Raw genomic sequence first — 17964 nt, forward strand, 5'->3', positions numbered from 1 at the left:
GCCATCGGGGTTTCATGCGCCATCGGTCACCGTGACCACGCGCGCATCGCGCGAGGAGCGCAGGAACCGCATGCCCAGCAGGATCGATGCGACGACCAGGCCCGCGATCAGGCCGATCCACATCCCGCGCGGCCCCCAGCCCAGGCCCAGGCCGAGCGCGGCGCCCAGGGGCATGCCGACGCCCCAGTAGGCGCAGGCCGCCAGCAGCATCGGCACGCGGGTGTCCTTGAGCCCGCGCAGCGCCCCGGCCGACAGCACCTGGATGCCGTCCGGGAACTGGAACGCCGCGGCGTACAGCAGCAGCGACGAGGCCAGCGCCGCCACCACAGCGTCGCGGGTGTACAGCGCGACGATGTGGTCGTGGCCGAGCAGCAGGATCGTGCCGCCGGTGAGCTGGGTGGCCAGGACCAGCACGCCGCCGGCGAACGCCGCCTGGCGCACGCCGTGGCTGCCGCGACCCTGGCCCACCGCGTGCCCGACCCGCACCGTGGTCGCCTCGGCCAGCCCGAACGGGACCATGAAGCACAGGCTGGCGACGTTGATCGCGATCTGGTGCGCGGCCGCGGGCACGTCGCCCAGTCGGCCGATCAGCAGCGCGGTGACGATGAACAACCCGCCTTCCATCAGCACCGTCACCCCGATCGGCAGGCCTGTGGCGAGCAGGCCGCGGATCGGCGCCCAGCGCGGCCGGTTGGACAGGGTGAAGAAGCGCACGAACAACCCCAGCGACGCGAAACGCTTCGACCGCGCGAGATACGCGGCGAACGCCAGCATCTGTGCCCACAGCATGATCGCCGAGGCGATGCCGAGGCCGCCGGCGCCCATCTCGGGAAACCCGAACTCGCCGAACGTCAGCACCCAGCCCAGCGGCAGCAGCAGCAATAGTCCGCCGAAGCCGAGCACCATCGTCGGCAGCGTCCAGTGCATGCCGTCGCTGAGGTAGCGCATGCAGTAGTACAGCGTCAGCGCCGGCACGCCCCAACGGATGCCGCGCAGGAAGTCGGCGGCGCCGGGGCGGATCTCGGGCGCGATGCCCATCGGCTCCAGCGCGAACACCGCCAGGCTCATGAACGCGAACAGCAGCAGGCCCAGCCCGGCGCCCAGCCACAGCGACTGCCGGAACAGCGGCCCGATCTCGCCATGTCGCCCGGCGCCGGCGAGCTGCGACACCGATGGCGGCAGCGCCATCAGCGTGCCCATCGGGATCATCATCGGCAGCCAGAACAGCGCCGTGCCGACCGACACCGCGGCCAGCGTGGTGGTGCCGTGGTGGCCGGCGAGCACGGCGTCGACGAACCCGATCAGGCCGGTGGAGACGTGGCCGACGACCAGCGGCGCGGCGAGCACCGCAGTGGTGCGCACCTCGTCGCGGAAGCGCGGGACGGGCTGTGCGGTCGCTTGCATCGGGGAGCTGGCGGGGTGCGGCGCGACTGCGGCCGCGCGCCGAACCGATGTCGGACGCTGGCGCCGGGTCGCGGCAGGCGGCTATGTTACCGGGCTTGGGGGACGCCCTGCGCGCCGTGCCTGCGGCGCCGAGGATCAGCAGATGCAGACAGACGACAACACGCCGGCCGAGCGCGCGGCGCCGACGCCACCGCCCTTGCCCGCGTCGCGCGCGCGCGGCAACTGCGGCAACTGCGGTTCGCCGCTGCTGGGCGAGTACTGCTACGCCTGCGGCCAGCCGGTGACGGGCATGGTGCGGCATTTCTCCACCATCGTCGGGGATTTCACCGACACCGTCCTCAACTGGGACGCGCGCCTGCCGCGCACGCTGTGGCCGCTGCTGGTGCGGCCGGCGTTCCTCACCCGTGAATACTTTTCCGGCCGCCGCGTGCGCTACGTCAGCCCGGTCAGGCTGTTCGTGACCCTGGCGATCGTGACCTTCTTCGTCGCCCAGCTGATGCTGAGCTTCGGCGACAACAACTTCAACATCGTCGGCGGCAAGGGCGTCAACGACGCCAGCTTCTCGCAGGTGGAAACGGTGGACGAAGTCAACCGCCAGCGCGACGAGGCGCTGGCCGACCTGGCCGGTGCGCGCAAGCAGGATGGCAAGGGGGTGCCGGGCCTGGACGCCGGTCTGGGTATCGCCGAGAAGGCGATCCGCAACAGCGCCGACGCGCGCATCCGGGTGCTGGAGCGGCGCGCGGCGCGCGAGGAAAAACGCGCCGAGCGTGCCGCGGCTGACGCGGAGAGCGGCGCGAAAGCGGCCGGCGCTGCCAGCGCTGCCGGGAAGGTCGATGCGGCCTCCGCAGGCTCCACCGCGGCACGTGCCGACGCGCGGGAGCCGGTCGAGTCCCCGGCTGGGGAGGCGTCCGCTGCTGCCACCAAGCCGGATGCGGACCAGGAGCCGGGAAGCGACAAGGACCAGCGCAAGGGCAACGACAACGATGACGACAACGACAACGACAACGACAACGACAACGAACTGAGCTTCAACGGCACGCCCTGGGACCCGAAGACCAACCCGCTCACCGTCTCCTGGTGGCCCGACTTCGCCAACCGCTGGCTCAATGCCCAGGTCGGGCGCGCCAAGACCAACATCCAGCGCCTGCGCACCGACCAGGAGTTCCTCAAGGACACCTTCCTCGGCGCGGTGCCGTCGACGCTGTTCGTCCTGCTGCCGCTGTTCGCGCTGATGCTGAAGGTGCTGTACCTGTTCAAACGCCGCCTGTACATGGAGCACCTGCTGGTGGCGCTGCACAGCCATGCCTTCCTGTGCCTGGCGCTGCTGCTGGTGTTCGCGACGATGGCCCTGCAGCGCTGGCTGGCGCCGGGGACGGGCGCGCTGCATGGCCTGTTCAACTTGGTCGAAGGCCTGCTGTGGGCGTGGATGCCGCTGTACCTGCTGCTGATGCAGAAGCGCATCTACGGGCAGGGCTGGACGATGACGCTGATGAAGTACTCGCTGCTCGGATTCTGCTACGTGATGCTACTGAGCTTCGGCGCGGCGTTCACGGCCATGTTCGCGCTGGTGTACGCATGAGGCGCGGGGATCGGTAACGCGGACGTGATCGTCGTGATCGTCCGCTGCCATCCCGGGCGTAGCGCGACCTCTGGATCTCCCTTGGCGCGGCAGCGCTGCGGATCCATCCCCCGTTCGGTGAAGACAGCTCACCGACGCGCGCGAAGCCGGTCGTCACGCATGGGCCCCCGGACCACCAGCGTCAGTACGGGATCGCGCTAGCGGCGCAGGCGTTCGCGCAGCCAGGCATCGCGCCGGGCTGCCGGCTGCGCCAGCAACTCGGTGCGCAGGGCGTCGCGGCCCTGTGGCGGCGTGCGCTGCGCCAGCACCGACAGGTCCGCGCGTGCTTCCGGCGACAGCGCGCGCAGCGCTTCGAGTAGCGCTTCGCGCTGCCCGGGCGGCACCTGTGCGACCAGGGCGTGCAGCTTCGGATAATCCGCGCCCAGCGTCGGGCCGAGCAGCCAGCCGCGGTGCTCGCTGCCGTCGAGCGCTTCGTACTGCGCGCGCAGCGTCTGCTGCTGGTCCGGCTGCAGCGCCGAGAACGCCGCCGCGGCGGCGCGCAGGCGATGTCGTTCGGCCTCGGGCAGGGCCTGCCACGCCTGCCAGGCTTCGCGGCTTTCGCGCTGCGCGGCGGGGACCTGTGCATCCCACTTCGCGACCCGGGTGTCGAATGCGGCGCGCTGCGCCGGCGTCATCGCCGCCAGCACCTCGGCGTGCCGCTTCAGGTCGGCTTCGGTCGGCGCCGGCAGCGTCCGCGCCTTTTCGAGCAGGCGCGGTGGCAGCGACTGCGCGGCGGCGGCGGTCGCCGAGGCCAGCGCCAGGGCGAGCACCCACCAGCGTGCGCGAAGGACGTCAGAACACATCTTCGGTCTCCGTGGGTGCATCGGCGTCGCTTGGCGCATCCACCACCGGGGGTGTGCCGCTTCGGGCGTCGGCGCCGGCCTCGGGGACCTTGGCTTCGGCCGCCAGCCAGGCGTAGAAGCCGGGGTCGCGGGCGGCGGCTTCGAGGGCGGAGGCGGCGAGCAGGTCGAAATCCGGATGGGTCAGCAGCGCGCCGCGGTCGTCGAAGGTCGACGCCGGGGCCTGCGCCGGCGGCAGCGGCTCGACGTCGATGCGCGACGTCCGCGCGCCGTCGGCCCTGTCGAACACCGGCAGGAAGGTCGCCGCGAATGCCAGCAGGCAGGCCGCGCCGGCCGCGAGCATCGCCGGCATCCGCCAGGGCGCAGCGGCCGCGTCGTCGCCACCCGGGGCCGCGGCCCTGGGCAGGTCGAGGCGCCGGCCGTGCGCCGCCGCCTCGCGCATCCGTGCCAGCTGGGCCATGCGTTCGGCCGACAGGTCGCGCACCGCGTGGCGCGCCGCCTCGCCCAGCATGCGCCAGCCCTGCATGTCGGGCTGTCCGTTATCGCCATGCGGCAGCGCGCGCTGCAGCGCCAGCCGGTAGGTCGGCCGCGCGACGCCGAGCACCGCGGCGGCCTCGGCCTCCGGCAAGCCGGCGACCAGCCGCAACAGCAGTGCAGCGCGCGGACCGCGGCCGATGCCGCCGAGGAAGCCGAAGCCGCTGCCCCAGGCCGGCGCCACCGGCTGCTCCCGCAGTTCCGGGGTGGCCAGCAGCAGGGTCCAGAACTGCCGCGGCCAGTCGGCGAAGGGGATCCTCGCCGCGGGCAGGCGGAAGGCCCGCATGGCGGCGATCAGGGCGCGGTCGCCGGTCGCCGCGTCGCCGACCTGCAGCTGGGCGAAGACCGCGCCGCGGCGCTCGATGCCGCGCAGGAAGGCCGTCAGGGCGGCCGGCGCCGAAGCGGCTTCGTGGAGGGTGCGCGGCATCGTCTGCTCGGTGTGATCGCCCCGCATGATAGCCGCCGCGCCGGAAGCCTTGCCCCTTGACGAAACCGCAAATACCGGCAAGGCCGCAATCGTCGGCGGAATCGGTTGTGCACAGCGCTCATGTCGTCGTCACAAACCTTGCCCGTTTGTCGACCCCCGCTTGTGCAACTCCGCTGTTTCACGGCCAAGTGTTTGATTCCACGGGAAGAGTTGCAGTTGGCACTTTTTTGACCAACACGCCGATGCGGCCTGTTTTTCCGTGTGGTTTGGCGTGAAGGCGAGTGCCATGCACAGAGTTATCCACATGCGATGTGGATAAGGGGAAAACCCTAGGAGCCACGGCAACTTGCGGGCCATTGGTGGAACCGAACCGAGCTATCGCACGCAAACGCACCTCGTCGGCGGTGGTCGGCGACGGCCGCTAGACTTCCGCGATGTCCGCCGACGTTTCCGCCCTGCAGGTCGCCCTGCCGCTGCCGCTGCCGCGGCTGTTCGACTACCGGCCGCCGGCTGGCGTCGCGGCCGCGCCCGCGCTGGTCGGCTGCCGGGTGCGGGTGCCGTTCGGGCCGCGCGAGCTGGTCGGCGTGGTCGCAAGCGTCGGGGCCGCGCCCGACGGGGCACCGGAACTGCGCGAGGCCCTGGCCTGCCTGGACGACGCGCCGCTGCTGCGCGGCGAATTGTTCGAATCGCTGCGCTGGCTGTCGCGCTACAACCACGCGCCGCTGGGCGAGGTGCTGGCCTCCGCCCTGCCCGCGGCGCTGCGGCGCGGCGAGCCGCTGCCCGACACGCACGCCTGGGCCTGGCGACTGACCGAGGCGGGCGCCACGGCCCTGCCCGGCCTGCGCGCCGGCAGCCGTCCACGGCGCCTGGCCGACCTGCTGCAGGCGTCCGGGCGCGACGCGCACGCGCTGGAGGAGAGCGTGCTCGAGGCGCTGATGCAGGACTGGCGCGGCGCGGCGCGTTCGCTGGGCAAGCGCGCACTGGTAGAACGGATCGCCATGCCCGCCTCGCAGCTGGCGCCGGCGCCGCAGCCCGGGCCCGAGGCGAATGCCGAACAGGCCGAGGCGATCGCCGCGATCCGCGAGGCCCAGGCCGGCGAGCGCGCGGGTTTCGCCGCGCTGCTGCTCGACGGCGTCACCGGCAGCGGCAAGACCGAGGTCTACCTGCAGGCGATCGCCGACTGCCTGGCGCGCGGCCGGCAGGCGCTGGTGCTGGTGCCGGAGATCGGCCTGACTCCGCAGCTGCTGTCGCGCTTCCGCGCGCGCCTGGGGGTGCCCGTGCACGCCACGCATTCGGGCTTGAACGACGGCGAGCGCGCGCGCACCTGGGCAGCCGCCCTGCGCGGCGAGGCGCGGGTGGTGGTCGGCACGCGCTCGGCGGTGTTCACCCCGCTGCCCGAGGCCGGGTTGATCGTGATCGACGAGGAGCACGACGGCAGCTACAAGCAGCAGGACGGCATCCGCTACCACGCGCGCGACTTCGCGCTGGTGCGCGGCAAGGCGCTGGGCGTGCCGGTGCTGCTGGGCAGCGCGACGCCGTCGCTCGAATCGCTGCACAACGCGCGCGCCGGTCGCTACGCGCACCTGCGCCTGAGTCGTCGCGCGGGCGAAGCCAGGCCGCCGCGGGTGCGGGTGCTGGACGTGCGCAAGCGTCCACTCGACGCCGGGCTGTCGCCGGAACTGCTCGACGCCGCGGGCAAGGCGGTCGCCGCGGGTGGCCAGGTGCTGGTGTTCAAGAACCGTCGCGGCTACGCCCCGGTGCTGCTGTGCCACGACTGCGGCTGGAGCGCACAGTGCAGGCGCTGCAGCACGCCGCTGCAGGGCACGCCGATGACCGTGCACGGCGGCGGCCGCCGCCTGCAGTGCCACCACTGCGGCGCGCGCCAGCCGGTCCCGCTGGCCTGCCCCGACTGCGCCAGCCTCGCGCTGCAGCCGCAGGGCATTGGCACCGAGCGCATCGAGGAGTTGCTGGCGCGGCGCTTCGACGCCGTGCCGGTGCTGCGCATCGACCGCGGCAGCACCCGTCGCCGCGGCGCGCTGGAGAAGCATCTCGAAACCTTCGGCACGCAGCCCGGCGTGCTGATCGGCACCCAGATGCTGGCCAAGGGCCACGACCTGCCGAACCTGACCCTGGTGTGCGTGGTGGGCATCGACGAAGGCCTGTTCTCGGCCGACTTCCGCGCCGCCGAGAAGCTGGCCCAGCTGCTGATCCAGGTCGCCGGCCGCGCCGGGCGCGCCGACAAGCCCGGCGAAGTGCTGTTGCAGACCCACCATCCCGACCACCCATTACTGCAGACGCTGATTGCCGGCGGTTACCACGCCTTCGCCGAAGCCGAACTGCTGCAGCGCGAGGCGGCCGGCTTCCCGCCGTTCGCGCACCTCGCGCTGCTGCGCGCCGAAGCCAAGCACGTCGACGCACCGATGCAGTTCCTGCGCGCGGCCAAGGACATGCTCTCCCCCTTTGTCGTGCCCTCCCCCTTTGAAAAAGGGGGATCCAGGGGGATTTGCTCTTCTGCGGAAGACAACAGGCAACCGCAACAGCAGATCCCCCCCAGCCCCCCTTCTCCTAAGGGGGGAGCCACGGTGATCGAGCTGCATGGCCCGCTGCCTGCGCCGATGCCGCGGCGCGCCGGCATGCACCGCGCGCAGCTGCTGGTATCGGCCGCGACCCGACGCACGCTGCACGGCGCGCTCGACGGCGCGATTCCGGCGCTCTACGGTCTGCCCGAAGCGCGCAAGGTGCGCTGGTCGCTGGACGTGGATCCAGTGGACCTGTACTAGGCGTCCTTGGGAGCGGCTTCAGCCGCGAGCGCTGGCGCGGGCAAAGCGCAGCAACAATCCCATCTCTTGTGGCAATCGGGCCAACAGCGAGAGCCTTCGCGGCGCCCTGGTCGCGCGCGGAAAGCTCGCGGCTGAAGCCGCTCCCACACGAGCCGTTTTGCGTTTGGCCGGCCTGCTTCAGCCGGCCGCCTTCTTGCGTGCGCGCTTGCGCGGCGTCGCCGGCTTCTTCGCCCGGATCGACAGCGACGGGCCGTTTTTCTGCGACTCGAACAGGCCCGTGGCTTCGATCAGGTCACTGAGCTTGCGGTAGCCGTAGTTGCGCGAATCGAACGAGCCTTGGTTGCTGATGTGGCTGCCGACCGCGCCCAGGTGCGACCAGCCGTCATCGCCCTGCGCGGCATCGACCGCGTTGCGCAGGATGCGTGCCAGTGCTGCGTCGCCCTGCAGGTCGCGCGTGCTGCGCGCACGCGGATTGGCGACGCTGGCATCACGCGCTTCCTCCGGCGCGCCGAGCTTTTCCAGGTACAGGAACACCGAGCAGGCCTTGACGAACGGCTCGGGCGTCTTCTCCTCGCCAAAACCGTAGACGGCCACGCCGTCGTTGCGCAGCCGCATCACCAGCGGAGTGAAGTCGGCGTCGCTGGAAACGATCGCGAAGCCGTCGAGGTTGCGCGCGTACAACAGGTCCATCGCGTCGATCACCATCGCCATGTCCGAGGCATTCTTGCCGGTCGAATAGGCGAACTGCTGGATCGGCCGGATCGCATAGGTGTGCAGCACCTTCTCCCAGCCATTGAGGTGCTGGCTCTTCCAGTTGCCGTAGGCGCGACGCACGTTGGCCACCCCGTGGCGCGCGATCTCGGCGAGGATGACGTCGATCTTGGATGCCGGCGCGTTGTCGGCGTCGATCAGCAGCGCGAGGCGTTTTTCGTTGTCGGGCATGGCCAGATTCCAGCGGGGACTGCGGGAAGCCTAGCGCAAGCGGCAGAGACGCACTGCAACGGTCCAACGCCGGATCGGCGTCGCCGCAAGCCACGTGCGGCATCTCCCTGCACCAGGTGCATCAATGCATCTCCGAGTATGCGTTGCATGTTTCGCAACGCGCCAAGCGGCATCATCGGCATCCCTTCCACGTTCGCGAGGCGCCATGGACAGCCACCGCACTGCCGCCGGCGATCGGCCTCCGCACGTCGTCGTCATCGGCGGCGGATTCGCCGGCCTGTGGGCGACGCGCGCGCTGGCCCGCGCGCCGGTACGCGTCACCCTGGTCGATCGCGGCAACCACCACCTGTTCCAGCCACTGCTGTACCAGGTCGCCACCGCCGGGCTGTCGGCGCCGGACATCGCCGCGCCGCTGCGCCACATCCTGCAGCGGCAGCGCAACGTCACCGTGCTCATGGAAGCGGTGGCGGGAATCGATACGACCTCGCGCGAGGTACGGCTCGAACGCGGCGACGTGCTGCGGTACGACTACCTGCTGCTCGCCAGCGGCGCGACCCACGCCTACTTCGGCCACGACGCGTGGGCCGCGCATGCGCCCGGGCTGAAGACCCTGGACGACGCGCTGCACATCCGCCGCCGGATTCTGTCCGCGTTCGAGCGTGCCGAGATCGAAAGCGACCCCGCGGAGAAGCGCGCACTGCTGACGTTCGCGATCGTCGGCGGAGGGCCGACGGGCGTGGAACTCGCCGGCACGTTGGCCGAGATCGCGCGGCACACGCTGAAGCGCGAATTCCGCAACATCGAACCGCGCGATGCGCGCGTGCTGCTGCTCGAGGCCGGGCCGCGGGTGCTGTCGACGTTTCCCGAATCGCTGTCGGCAAAGGCGCGCCAGCAGTTGCAGGCGCTCGGCGTGGACGTGCGCACCGGCGTGCCGGTGAACGCGATCGACGCCGGCGGGGTGCTGCTCGGCGAGGAGCGCATCGCCGCGCGCACCGTGCTGTGGGCGGCGGGCGTGGCGGCATCGCCGCTGGCGCGTGCACTCGAGGTGCCGCTCGACCGGGCCGGACGCGTGCCGGTGCAGCCGGACCTGTCCGTGCCCGGGCTGCCGGATGTGTTCGTCGCCGGCGATCTCGCGGCCGTGCAGCAGGACGGCAAGCCGGTACCGGGCGTGGCGCCGGCCGCCAAGCAGATGGGTCGCCACGTCGCCGCGGCCATCGCCGCGCACCTCGCCGGCAAGCCCGCGCCGCCGTTCCACTATCGCGACTACGGCAACCTCGCGACCATCGGCCGCATGGCGGCGGTGGTGCACCTGGGCAAGCTGAAACTCTCCGGCGCGCTGGCGTGGTGGTTCTGGCTCACCGCGCACATCTTCTTCCTGATCGGCTTCCGCAACCGGCTGGTGGTGATGCTCAACTGGACGTGGGCATACTGGAGCTACCAGCGCGCGGCACGGATCATTCTGGGGCGCGACGAAGACAACCCGAACCCATAGGAACGGCGGAAGCCGCGATCCAGGCCCCTCCCCCTGCGACGGCAGGGGAAGGCTGGGAGGGGTGGTCATGGTTCGCGCTGATCCGAAAGACACCCCTCCCCAACCCTCCCCTGCCTTCGCAGGGGAGGGAGTTCAAAGCTCGCGGCTGAAGCCGCTCCCACAAGATCCGCTGCAAACGAAACGGCCCGGTTTCCCGGGCCGTTCGATCTTCGACGACGCTGCAGCCTAGGCCGCAAACAGCGCCTTCATCTTCTTCAGCGCATTCGCCTCGACCTGGCGGATGCGTTCGGCGGAAACGCCGTATTCGTCCGCCAGTTCCTGCAGGGTGATCTTGTTCTCGTCGTCCAGCCAGCGGCGGCGGATGATGTCGCGCGAGCGTTCGTCCAGGCGCCCCAGGCCTTCGCGCAGCAGCTGCAGCTGGTGGTCTTCGCTGTCCATGCGCTCGTAGGCCTGCGAGGGATCTTCCTCGCTGGTCATCAGGTAAGCGGCCGGCGACGGCGGGGCGTGGTCGTCGTCCTCGTCGCTCGGCGCATCGAAGCCGATGTCGCGGCCGGACAGGCGCGACTCCATCTCCAGCACTTCGCGCTCGGAAACGTTGAGGTCCTTGGCCACCGCGGACACTTCGGCCGCGTTCAACCAGCCCAGGCGCGTCTTGCTCTTGCGCAGGTTGAAGAACAGCTTGCGCTGCGCCTTGGTGGTGGCGACCTTGACGATGCGCCAGTTCTTGAGGATGTACTCGTGCATCTCCGCGCGGATCCAGTGCACGGCGAAACTCACCAGGCGCACGCCCACTTCCGGGTCGAAGCGCTTCACCGCCTTCATCAGGCCGATGTTGCCTTCCTGGATGAGGTCGCCCAGCGGCAGGCCGTAGCCGTTGTAGCCGCGCGCGACGTGCACGACGAAGCGCAGGTGCGAATGCACCAGCTCGCGGGCCGCGTCGAGGTCTTCCTCGTTGCGGAATCGATGGGCCAACGCCTGTTCGTCCTCGACGGAGAGCACCGGGATCTGGTGCACCGCGCCGATGTAGGCGTCCAGCGAGCCGAGCGCGCTGGGCACCGGCAGGTTGTTGGCGACGAGGGGATAGCTGAGCGTGGTTGCGGTCATGGGGGCCATTTTAGCAGTGTCCATATGTGACTGCTAAGTTGTGGAGGAGTTCCCAGCGTTCCATTCATGGAACGGACGGGGTGCCGGGGCGGTGATGCCACGGGAAACGGAGAGTCCGGGAAAGTCCGGTCGCTGTGGGGTGGAGTTTGCCAGAACCTGCGTTCCCGGTCGGTGAGCAAGTTCGACCCGCGCAGCCGGCGGTGGTTCCCGCCGCCGGGACAAAAAAACCCCGGGCGAGACCGGGGCCAAGGAAAAAGAACGCGACCCGCGTCGCCGGTGGCCCTGCCGGGAGAAGGCCTGGCCGGCCGGGGCGTGCGTCGCGCCACCGGCGGGAGCCGGCGACGCGGGCCACGCAGGGTTACAGGTCGAAGCCGAAGCCGATGCCGGCCGAGCTGTCGTCGCTGCTGAACGCGCCGCCGATCGAGAACGACGCGCGCTCACCGATCTGCTTGGCATAGCCCACCGACAGCGCGCTCTCGCCGTTCTGCCAGCCGGCACCCACGGCCACCCGGCCGCGCTCGCTGCGGCCGCCGGCGGCGTTCATCGCCATGTTCATCATCGCCGAGCTCATCGCGCCCATCCGGTCGATCCGCTTGTCCTGCTGGTTCAGGCGGTTGCCGAGGTTGTCGCTCAGCTGCTCGAACTGGTCGTCCAGCGCGGTGAACCTGCTGTCGGTGTAGGCCTTGGCCGAGGCCAGGGTCTTGGTCGCGGTGGTGTCGGTGTAGGCGTTCGCCGAATCCAGGGTTTCCTGGTCAAGAGCCGCCGGGCCCGGCGCCTGGGCCACCGGCGCCGACTGGCCGCCGGTCGAGGGGGCGCCGCCGGCCAGGCCGCCCGCGGACGGCGCGGGGGTGCCGGTGGTTTCCGTGTCGCGGGCCGGGCCGGCCTGCGCGTCGCCGCCGGCGACGCGATCGTCGACCTGCGGGGTGGCGCCGCTGGAGGCGGTTGCCGGCGCGGAGGCCTCGGTGGCCGTGGTGCCGCCCTCCAGCGCGCCGAGGCGGCTGTCGAGGCCGCTGATCGCGCCATCCAGCGCCCCCAGCGCGTCGCCGACGTTGTAGTAGCTGCCGCCCTGGATCAGGTAGGTCGGGCCGCTGAAGCCGTTCGCCCCCATCGACGCGCCGCCGCCGAGGGACTGCGCCATCGAGTCGCCCATGCCGAACAGCTGCGCGCCGTTCACCGCCTCGGTGCTGGTGGTCGACAGTGCGCCGGCGGCGACGTTGGCGATCGTGGTGCCGCCGGCGCCTTCGAGGGTCAGGCGGGTCTTGTCCTCGTCGTCGTACTTCACCGTGCCGGCGAGATCGGCGTCGACCTCGTCGAGCGCCGAGTTGAACTGGCCGACATTGACCGCGTCGGTGTCCTGGGTGCCGGCCGCGAGGTTGGTGAGCTGGCGTTCGTTGCCGGCGCTGCCGACCGAGACGCTGTCCGCACGATCGGCAACCGAACCGGCGCCGAGCGCGACCGCATTGGCGGCCTTGGCCTGGGCACGCGCGCCCAGCGCGGTGCCGTCGGTGGCGGCCTCGAGCACGCGGGCGTCGTAGCCCGCGGCCGTGGCCCCGGCCGAGCGTGCCTGGGCGTTGGAGCCGATCGCAGACGCCGTGGCCGCCAGCGCCTGGGTGTTGGCGCCCAGCGCAGTGGCGTTGGTGCCGGTCGCCCTGGCGTTGCTGCCCAAGGCGGCGGCGCTGACCTTGCTCGCCTGGCTGCCGGCGCCGATGGCGGTGGCGCCGTTGGCGCTGGCCGAGGCGTTGGCGCCAGCGGCCAGGGCGCCCTGGCCGCTGACCGCCGCGTCGTCACTACCATCCTGTGCGCCGCTGGCGGCGAGGTAATGGCTGACCTCGCCGGCCTCGGCCGCCACGGCGTCCAACTGCGCCTTGTTCACCGCATCGGTGGCTTCGGTGCCTGCCGCGACGTTGGTGATCTGGCGCGTCAGGCCGCGTTCGACCGACCCCACCGACACCGTGTTGGCGCGTTCGGCGTCGGACAGCGCGCCCAGCGCCACCGAGTTGTCCGCCGAGGCGAACGCCTCCGGCCCGAGCGCCAGGCTCGAGGCGCCGGTGGCGAAGCTCAGCGTGCCGAGCGCGACCGCGTGGTCGCCGACCGCGAAGCCGCCGCCGACGGCAATGGCGTAGTCACCCTGCGCCAGCGCGCCGGCGCCGATCGCGGTCGCGGTCTGCCCGGACGCCTCGGCGCCCTTGCCGATCGCGGTGCCGTAGCTGCCGGCGAAGGTGTTGCGTCCGACCGCCGTGGCGCTGTCGCCGAGCGCGTTGCCGCCGACCGACACCGCCATCTCGCCGCCGGCGTAGGCGCTGCTGCCCACCGCGACCGAGGCGTATTCCAGCGCGTTGGCGCCGTTGCCAATCGCGGTGCTCTCCTGGCCGGACGCGACGGTGGCGAAGCGTTCCAGCTCGCCGGTGTTGCCGTTCCAGACGTAGGCATAGCCGCCCAGCGCGGTGGAGCCGTCGCCGGTGGCCTGGCTGCCCGCACCGTAGGCGGTGGCATCCGCGGCGCTGGCCAGGCTGCCAAGGCCGCTGGCGACGGTGTAGTCGGCGATCGCGTTGGCGCCGCTGCCGAAAGCGGATGCGCCGTAGCCGATGGCGCTGGCACCATCGCCCGCGGCGGTGGCGAACTGGCCTTCCACGTACGCGCCCGCGCTGCTCTCGTCGCCATCACTGGCCTTGAAGAAGTAGTCGGTGTTGTCCGCGGTCTTGGCCACCTCCTGCAGCTGCGCCAGGTTCACCGCATCGGTGTCCTCGGTGCCGGCGGCCACGTGGGTGATCTGGCGCTCCTTGGCGAAGCCGTCGATGTTGGCCCCCGCGCCCACCGACACCGAGTTGGCGCGGTCGGCCACGGAGCCGGTGCCGAGCGCGACGCTGTTGTCGCCGATCGCCTGGGCATAGAAGCCCAGCGCGGTCGCACTGTCGCCGTTCGCGAAACTCGAGCCGCCGATCGCACTCGACCACCGCGCGTTGGCGAACGCCGATTCGCCGACCGCGGTGGCGCTGACTTCGGTGGCGAAGCTGTTCCAGCCCAGCGCGGTGGACTGGATGCCGGTGGCCTGCGACGCAGCACCGAAGGCCGAGGCGCGCTCGCCCGAGGCGACGGTGGCGACATGGCCCAGGTTCGGACCGGCCGGGCGGCTGCCGCCGACCGCGGTGCTCTGGTCGCCGGTGGCCTGGGCGCTGTCGCCGACGGCGACCGCGCTTTCGCCAGTGGCGTTGGCGCGCGAACCCAGGCCCGTGGCCCACACGCCGCTGGCGCTGGCGTTCGCACCAACGGCGGTGGCGAGGTCGCCGCCGGCCTGTGCACCGGCACCGAAGGCGCTTGCGCCGATGCCGGTCGCGGCGGTGGTGCCTTCGATGGTGACGTCGCGCATGAGCTCGGCGTCGTAGTAGGTGTAGTGCAGCTCGCCGCCGGCGGCGGTGGACGAGTCGCCGGCCGCCACCGCGTTGAAACCCACGGCCGTGGCGTTGGCTGCCACTGCGTTCGCACCGCTGCCGAATGCCGACGCGCCGGCGCCGGTGGCGTTGGTCGCCTCGCCCGCCGCCACCGCGTTGTCGCCTTCGACATAGGCGCCGGCATCGCTGTCGGCGCTGCCGCTGGCCTGGAAGTACTTGCCCGTCGTGCCGGCCGCATCGGCCACTTCGTTGAGCTGCGCCAGGTTCACCGCGTCGGTGTCCTCGGTACCCGCGGCGACGTGGGTGATCTGGCGGTCGATCGCGGCGATGTCGGCCGGCCATTGGCCGTCGTGGATGCGCGCCGGCGAGCCGACCGAGATGCTGTTGTCGCGATCGGCATACGAACCGGCGCCCAGCGCCACCGCGTTGGTCACGCCGGGCGCGACCTCGCTGTTGGCGCCCAGCGCCATGCTGCCGTCAGCGCCGGGGAAGACGATGCTGTTCCAGCCCAGCGCCACGCTCTGCACGCCGCCGGTGGCCGAGAGCCCACCGAAGGCCAGGCTCTCGGTCCCTTCGGCAACCGACAGCCCGCCCATGGCGATGGTGCGATCGCCACGCGCCTGCGCCTGGTTGCCAAGCGCAGTACTGAACACACCGTACGCGCGTGCGCTGCCGCCGACCGCCGTGCTCCAGTCGCCGCGCGCGGTGGAGGCCTGGCCGATGGCGGTCGAGCTTTCGCCGCTGGCTTCGGACACCACGCCGACGGCGGTGCTGCCGTACTGCGTGGCGCGCGCCGCGGTGCCGATGGCGGTCGACTCCTGCCCGGAGGCCGTGGTCGACCAGATTTCCTCTTCCCAGGTATCGCCGTTGATCACCACCATCTGCCCGCCGATGGCGGTCGCACTCTGCCCGGTCGACTGGCTGCCGGCACCGTAGGCCACGCTCCATTTCTCCGACGCGACCGCGCCGTAGCCGCTGGCGGTCGCCAGTTCGCCCAGCGCCATCGCGCCGCTGCCGAACGCGCTGGCGCCGAAGCCGATCGCGCTGGCGGCGTCGCCCGCGGCGGTGGCGAACTGCCCTTCCACGTACGCGCCCGCGCTGCTCTCGTCGCCGTCGGTGGCCTTGAAGAAGTAGTCGGTGTTGTCCGCGGTCTTGGCCACTTCCTGCAGCTGCGCGAGGTTCACCGCATCGGTGTCCTGCGTGCCCGCGGCGACGTTCGTGACCTGGCGCTCGGCGCCCGCGCTGCCCACGGACACCGAATCGGCACGGTCGGAAATCGATGCCGCGCCCAGGGCGACCGAGTTGTCCGCCTCGGCCCGGGCGTCGATGCCCACGGCGACCGCGCCCACGCCCAGCGTGGTGGTGTGCATGCCCAGCGCGGTGCCGTCCAGCATCGCGAACGCCGAGTCGCCGATCGCGGTGCTGCGGTCGCTCCACGCCGTGCTGGAACTGCCGAATGCCGTGCCGTTGTCGCCGAAGGCGCTGGCATTCATGCCCATCGCCGTGCCGCGCACGCCTTCGGCCAGGCTGCCTACGCCGGCGACCGTCGAGTAATCGCCGGTCGCGCTCGAGAACGCGCCGATGGCGACGCTGGACACCCCCACCGCTTCGGACACGATGCCGATGGCGATCGACTGGACGCCGGCGGCGGCGCTGCTGCCGCCCAACGCGAACGAACCGTCTCCGTAGGCCTGCGCACCGGCGCCCAGCGCCACGCTGCCGCCGCCCACCGCGAGGCTGCCCGCGCCGATCGCGGTTCCGCTTCCGCCCACCGCCGTGGCGCCGTAACCGATCGCGGTCGCATGGGTAGCGGTTGCCAGGCTCCCCGCGCCGAGCGCGGAACTGCCTTCGCCGGCCGCGTTGCTTTGCAGGCCTGCGGCGGTCGAGGACAGGCCGGTTGCCATGCTTTCCGCGCCGATGGCCATCGCGCCGTCGCCGGACGCGATGCTGGCGTAGCCGGAGGCGAGCGACTCGATGCCGCTCGCCTCGCTGCGCGCGCCGGTGGCCAGGCTGCCGTCGCCGGCCGCGGACGCCAGCGCGCCGAGCGACGCGGACTCGGTCCCGACGGCCGTTGCGTTGAATCCGGCCGCGGTGGCCAGTTCGCCGACCGCGACCGCGCCGCTGCCCAGCGCGGAGGCGCCCATGCCCAGCGCGCTGCTGCTGGCACCGATGGCCGTGGTGTAGTCGCCCTCGGCGAGGGCGTCGGCCCCCAGCGCGGTGCTGTCCTCGCCCTGGGCCGCGGCCTGGAAGCCGTTGGCGGTGCTGTCGATGCCTTCGGCGACGCTGAGCGCGCCGGTGGCCGAGGCGCTTGCGCCGCTGGCGCGGGCACCGGCGCCGACCGCGGTCGAACCCGCGCCGTCGGCACGAGTCTGGACGAACTGGCCGCTGCCGTCGTCGACGTAGTAGGCCCCGCCCAGCGCCGTGCTGTTGTCCTGCGTCGCCCGCGCGCCGGCGCCCAGCGCCGTGGCCGCGCGACCTTCGGCGACGGCCTCGATCCCCACCGCGGTGCTCTGGTCGCCCGCCGCGACCGCGTTGCTGCCGAGCGCGCTGGCATGGTCGCCCAGCGCGCTCGCGCCCGGTCCGACCGCGACGCTGGACGCGCCTTCGGCGGTGCTGGCGATTCCCACCGCCACGCCGAAGTCGCCGCTCGCGTACGACGCCGCGCCCAGCGCGGTGGCGTTCTCGCCGCTGGCCAGGGCGAAGTTGCCGAGCGCGGAACTGGCGTAGCCGGTGGCCCGCGCGACCGGGCCCAGGGCGGTGCCGAAGTCGCCGCTGGCCTTGGCGCCGGCGCCGACCGCGACGCCCTGGCTGCCGGTGGCGGCGGTGTATTCCCAGCCGGCGAAGGTGTTGAATGCGCCGCCGATCGCGACGCTCGAACCGCCTTCGGCGCGCGCCTTGGCGCCCATCGCCACGTCGCCCAGCGCGCCGGCGGTGCTTTCGCTGCCCACGGCCACGCCCCACTGGTCGCCGGCCTGCGCGGCGTGGCCGGTGGCCACCGAGCGGTAGCCGCTGGCAACGCTGCCGGCGCCGCTGGCCAGGGCGTTCTCGCCGCTGGCCTGCGCGTCGTCGCTGCCATCGCCCGCGCCGCTGGCGGCGAAATAGTGGTCGGCAGCCGTGGCGGCGCGCTTGGGCGGCAGCCGGGTGCCGGTACCGGCGATCGGGTCGATCGTCGCCCCGCAGTCGTCGGCCGGCAGCTTGCGGCCAGCGCGGTCGCTGACGCCTGCCGGGCGGCAGGCGTCGGCGTCGACCGTGGCGCCGGGCGCCGGAGTCGCGGTGGTCATCGCCGGCGTGGGGCGGGCGGTTCGCGACGCGGGCGATTCGGCCAGGGCGGGTTGCGACAGGACCAACAGCAGTGCGGCGTACAGCGGCGTACGGATCATCGGTGTCTTCCCTCGGAATGGAACGTCAGGGGCCTGCGGGGGCAGGCGGGCTGCAACGGATGGCAACCACCGGACGCTGCTCCGCGGCCCGCGG

At 72.1% G+C, this 17964-nt stretch carries 9 protein-coding genes; 3 read left to right on the forward strand and 6 right to left on the reverse strand.

Annotation, left to right across the window (positions count from 1 at the left end; genetic code table 11):
- Positions 1-12: 12 nt before the first annotated feature.
- The gene (locus ACFOM9_RS09550) at positions 13-1404 is read right to left on the reverse strand and encodes an MATE family efflux transporter (protein WP_386709533.1); all 1392 of its coding nucleotides are present in this window, start codon (positions 1402-1404) and stop codon (positions 13-15) included.
- Between the two features lie 142 nt (positions 1405-1546).
- Here ACFOM9_RS09550 and ACFOM9_RS09555 point away from each other — a divergent pair, with 142 nt between their 5' ends.
- The gene (locus tag ACFOM9_RS09555) at positions 1547-2983 is read left to right on the forward strand and encodes a DUF3667 domain-containing protein (protein WP_386709536.1); all 1437 of its coding nucleotides are present in this window, start codon (positions 1547-1549) and stop codon (positions 2981-2983) included.
- A 197-nt stretch (positions 2984-3180) separates the two neighbouring features.
- On the opposite strand, the gene ACFOM9_RS09560 is transcribed toward ACFOM9_RS09555, so the two are convergent.
- Both ACFOM9_RS09560 and ACFOM9_RS09565 read right to left on the reverse strand, forming a co-directional pair.
- Complete coding sequence (locus ACFOM9_RS09560) at positions 3181-3825, reverse strand: DUF3106 domain-containing protein (RefSeq protein WP_386709539.1); 645 nt, start codon at positions 3823-3825, stop codon at positions 3181-3183.
- The gene (locus tag ACFOM9_RS09565; protein ID WP_386709542.1) at positions 3815-4783 is read right to left on the reverse strand and encodes a sigma-70 region 4 domain-containing protein; all 969 of its coding nucleotides are present in this window, start codon (positions 4781-4783) and stop codon (positions 3815-3817) included. The genes ACFOM9_RS09560 and ACFOM9_RS09565 overlap by 11 nt, the downstream gene beginning before the upstream one ends.
- Positions 4784-5217: 434 nt before the next feature.
- Here ACFOM9_RS09565 and ACFOM9_RS09570 point away from each other — a divergent pair, with 434 nt between their 5' ends.
- Entirely contained in the window at positions 5218-7563 is a 2346-nt protein-coding gene (locus ACFOM9_RS09570) for a primosomal protein N' (RefSeq protein ID WP_386709545.1), read from the forward strand.
- A 177-nt stretch (positions 7564-7740) separates the two neighbouring features.
- Here ACFOM9_RS09570 and ACFOM9_RS09575 read toward each other — a convergent pair whose 3' ends face one another.
- Positions 7741-8511 (reverse strand): NYN domain-containing protein, encoded by a 771-nt coding sequence (locus ACFOM9_RS09575; protein WP_386710982.1) that lies wholly within the window; start codon positions 8509-8511, stop codon positions 7741-7743.
- A gap of 199 nt (positions 8512-8710) precedes the next feature.
- Here ACFOM9_RS09575 and ACFOM9_RS09580 point away from each other — a divergent pair, with 199 nt between their 5' ends.
- Entirely contained in the window at positions 8711-9997 is a 1287-nt protein-coding gene (locus ACFOM9_RS09580) for an NAD(P)/FAD-dependent oxidoreductase (RefSeq protein ID WP_386709547.1), read from the forward strand.
- Between the two features lie 225 nt (positions 9998-10222).
- Here ACFOM9_RS09580 and rpoH read toward each other — a convergent pair whose 3' ends face one another.
- Together rpoH and ACFOM9_RS09590 are read right to left on the reverse strand one after the other, a co-directional pair.
- Complete coding sequence (rpoH, locus tag ACFOM9_RS09585; protein ID WP_386709550.1) at positions 10223-11101, reverse strand: RNA polymerase sigma factor RpoH; 879 nt, start codon at positions 11099-11101, stop codon at positions 10223-10225.
- A gap of 358 nt (positions 11102-11459) precedes the next feature.
- The gene (locus ACFOM9_RS09590; protein WP_386709552.1) at positions 11460-17870 is read right to left on the reverse strand and encodes a hypothetical protein; all 6411 of its coding nucleotides are present in this window, start codon (positions 17868-17870) and stop codon (positions 11460-11462) included.
- Between the last annotated feature and the right edge of the window lie 94 nt (positions 17871-17964).

Source organism: Luteimonas notoginsengisoli (assembly GCF_042648885.1).
Classification (GTDB): Bacteria; Pseudomonadota; Gammaproteobacteria; order Xanthomonadales; family Xanthomonadaceae; genus Luteimonas; species Luteimonas notoginsengisoli.

What these genes read in the sequence shown, in the direction of transcription:
- ACFOM9_RS09550 (WP_386709533.1), bottom strand. Translation starts at nt 1,404, where the DNA reads ATGCAAGCGACCGCACAGCCCGTCCCGCGCTTCCGCGACGAGGTGCGC.
- ACFOM9_RS09555 (WP_386709536.1), top strand. Translation starts at nt 1,547, where the DNA reads ATGCAGACAGACGACAACACGCCGGCCGAGCGCGCGGCGCCGACGCCA.
- ACFOM9_RS09560 (WP_386709539.1), bottom strand. Translation starts at nt 3,825, where the DNA reads ATGTGTTCTGACGTCCTTCGCGCACGCTGGTGGGTGCTCGCCCTGGCG.
- ACFOM9_RS09565 (WP_386709542.1), bottom strand. Translation starts at nt 4,783, where the DNA reads ATGCCGCGCACCCTCCACGAAGCCGCTTCGGCGCCGGCCGCCCTGACG.
- ACFOM9_RS09570 (WP_386709545.1), top strand. Translation starts at nt 5,218, where the DNA reads ATGTCCGCCGACGTTTCCGCCCTGCAGGTCGCCCTGCCGCTGCCGCTG.
- ACFOM9_RS09580 (WP_386709547.1), top strand. Translation starts at nt 8,711, where the DNA reads ATGGACAGCCACCGCACTGCCGCCGGCGATCGGCCTCCGCACGTCGTC.
- rpoH (WP_386709550.1), bottom strand. Translation starts at nt 11,101, where the DNA reads ATGACCGCAACCACGCTCAGCTATCCCCTCGTCGCCAACAACCTGCCG.
- ACFOM9_RS09590 (WP_386709552.1), bottom strand. Translation starts at nt 17,870, where the DNA reads ATGATCCGTACGCCGCTGTACGCCGCACTGCTGTTGGTCCTGTCGCAA.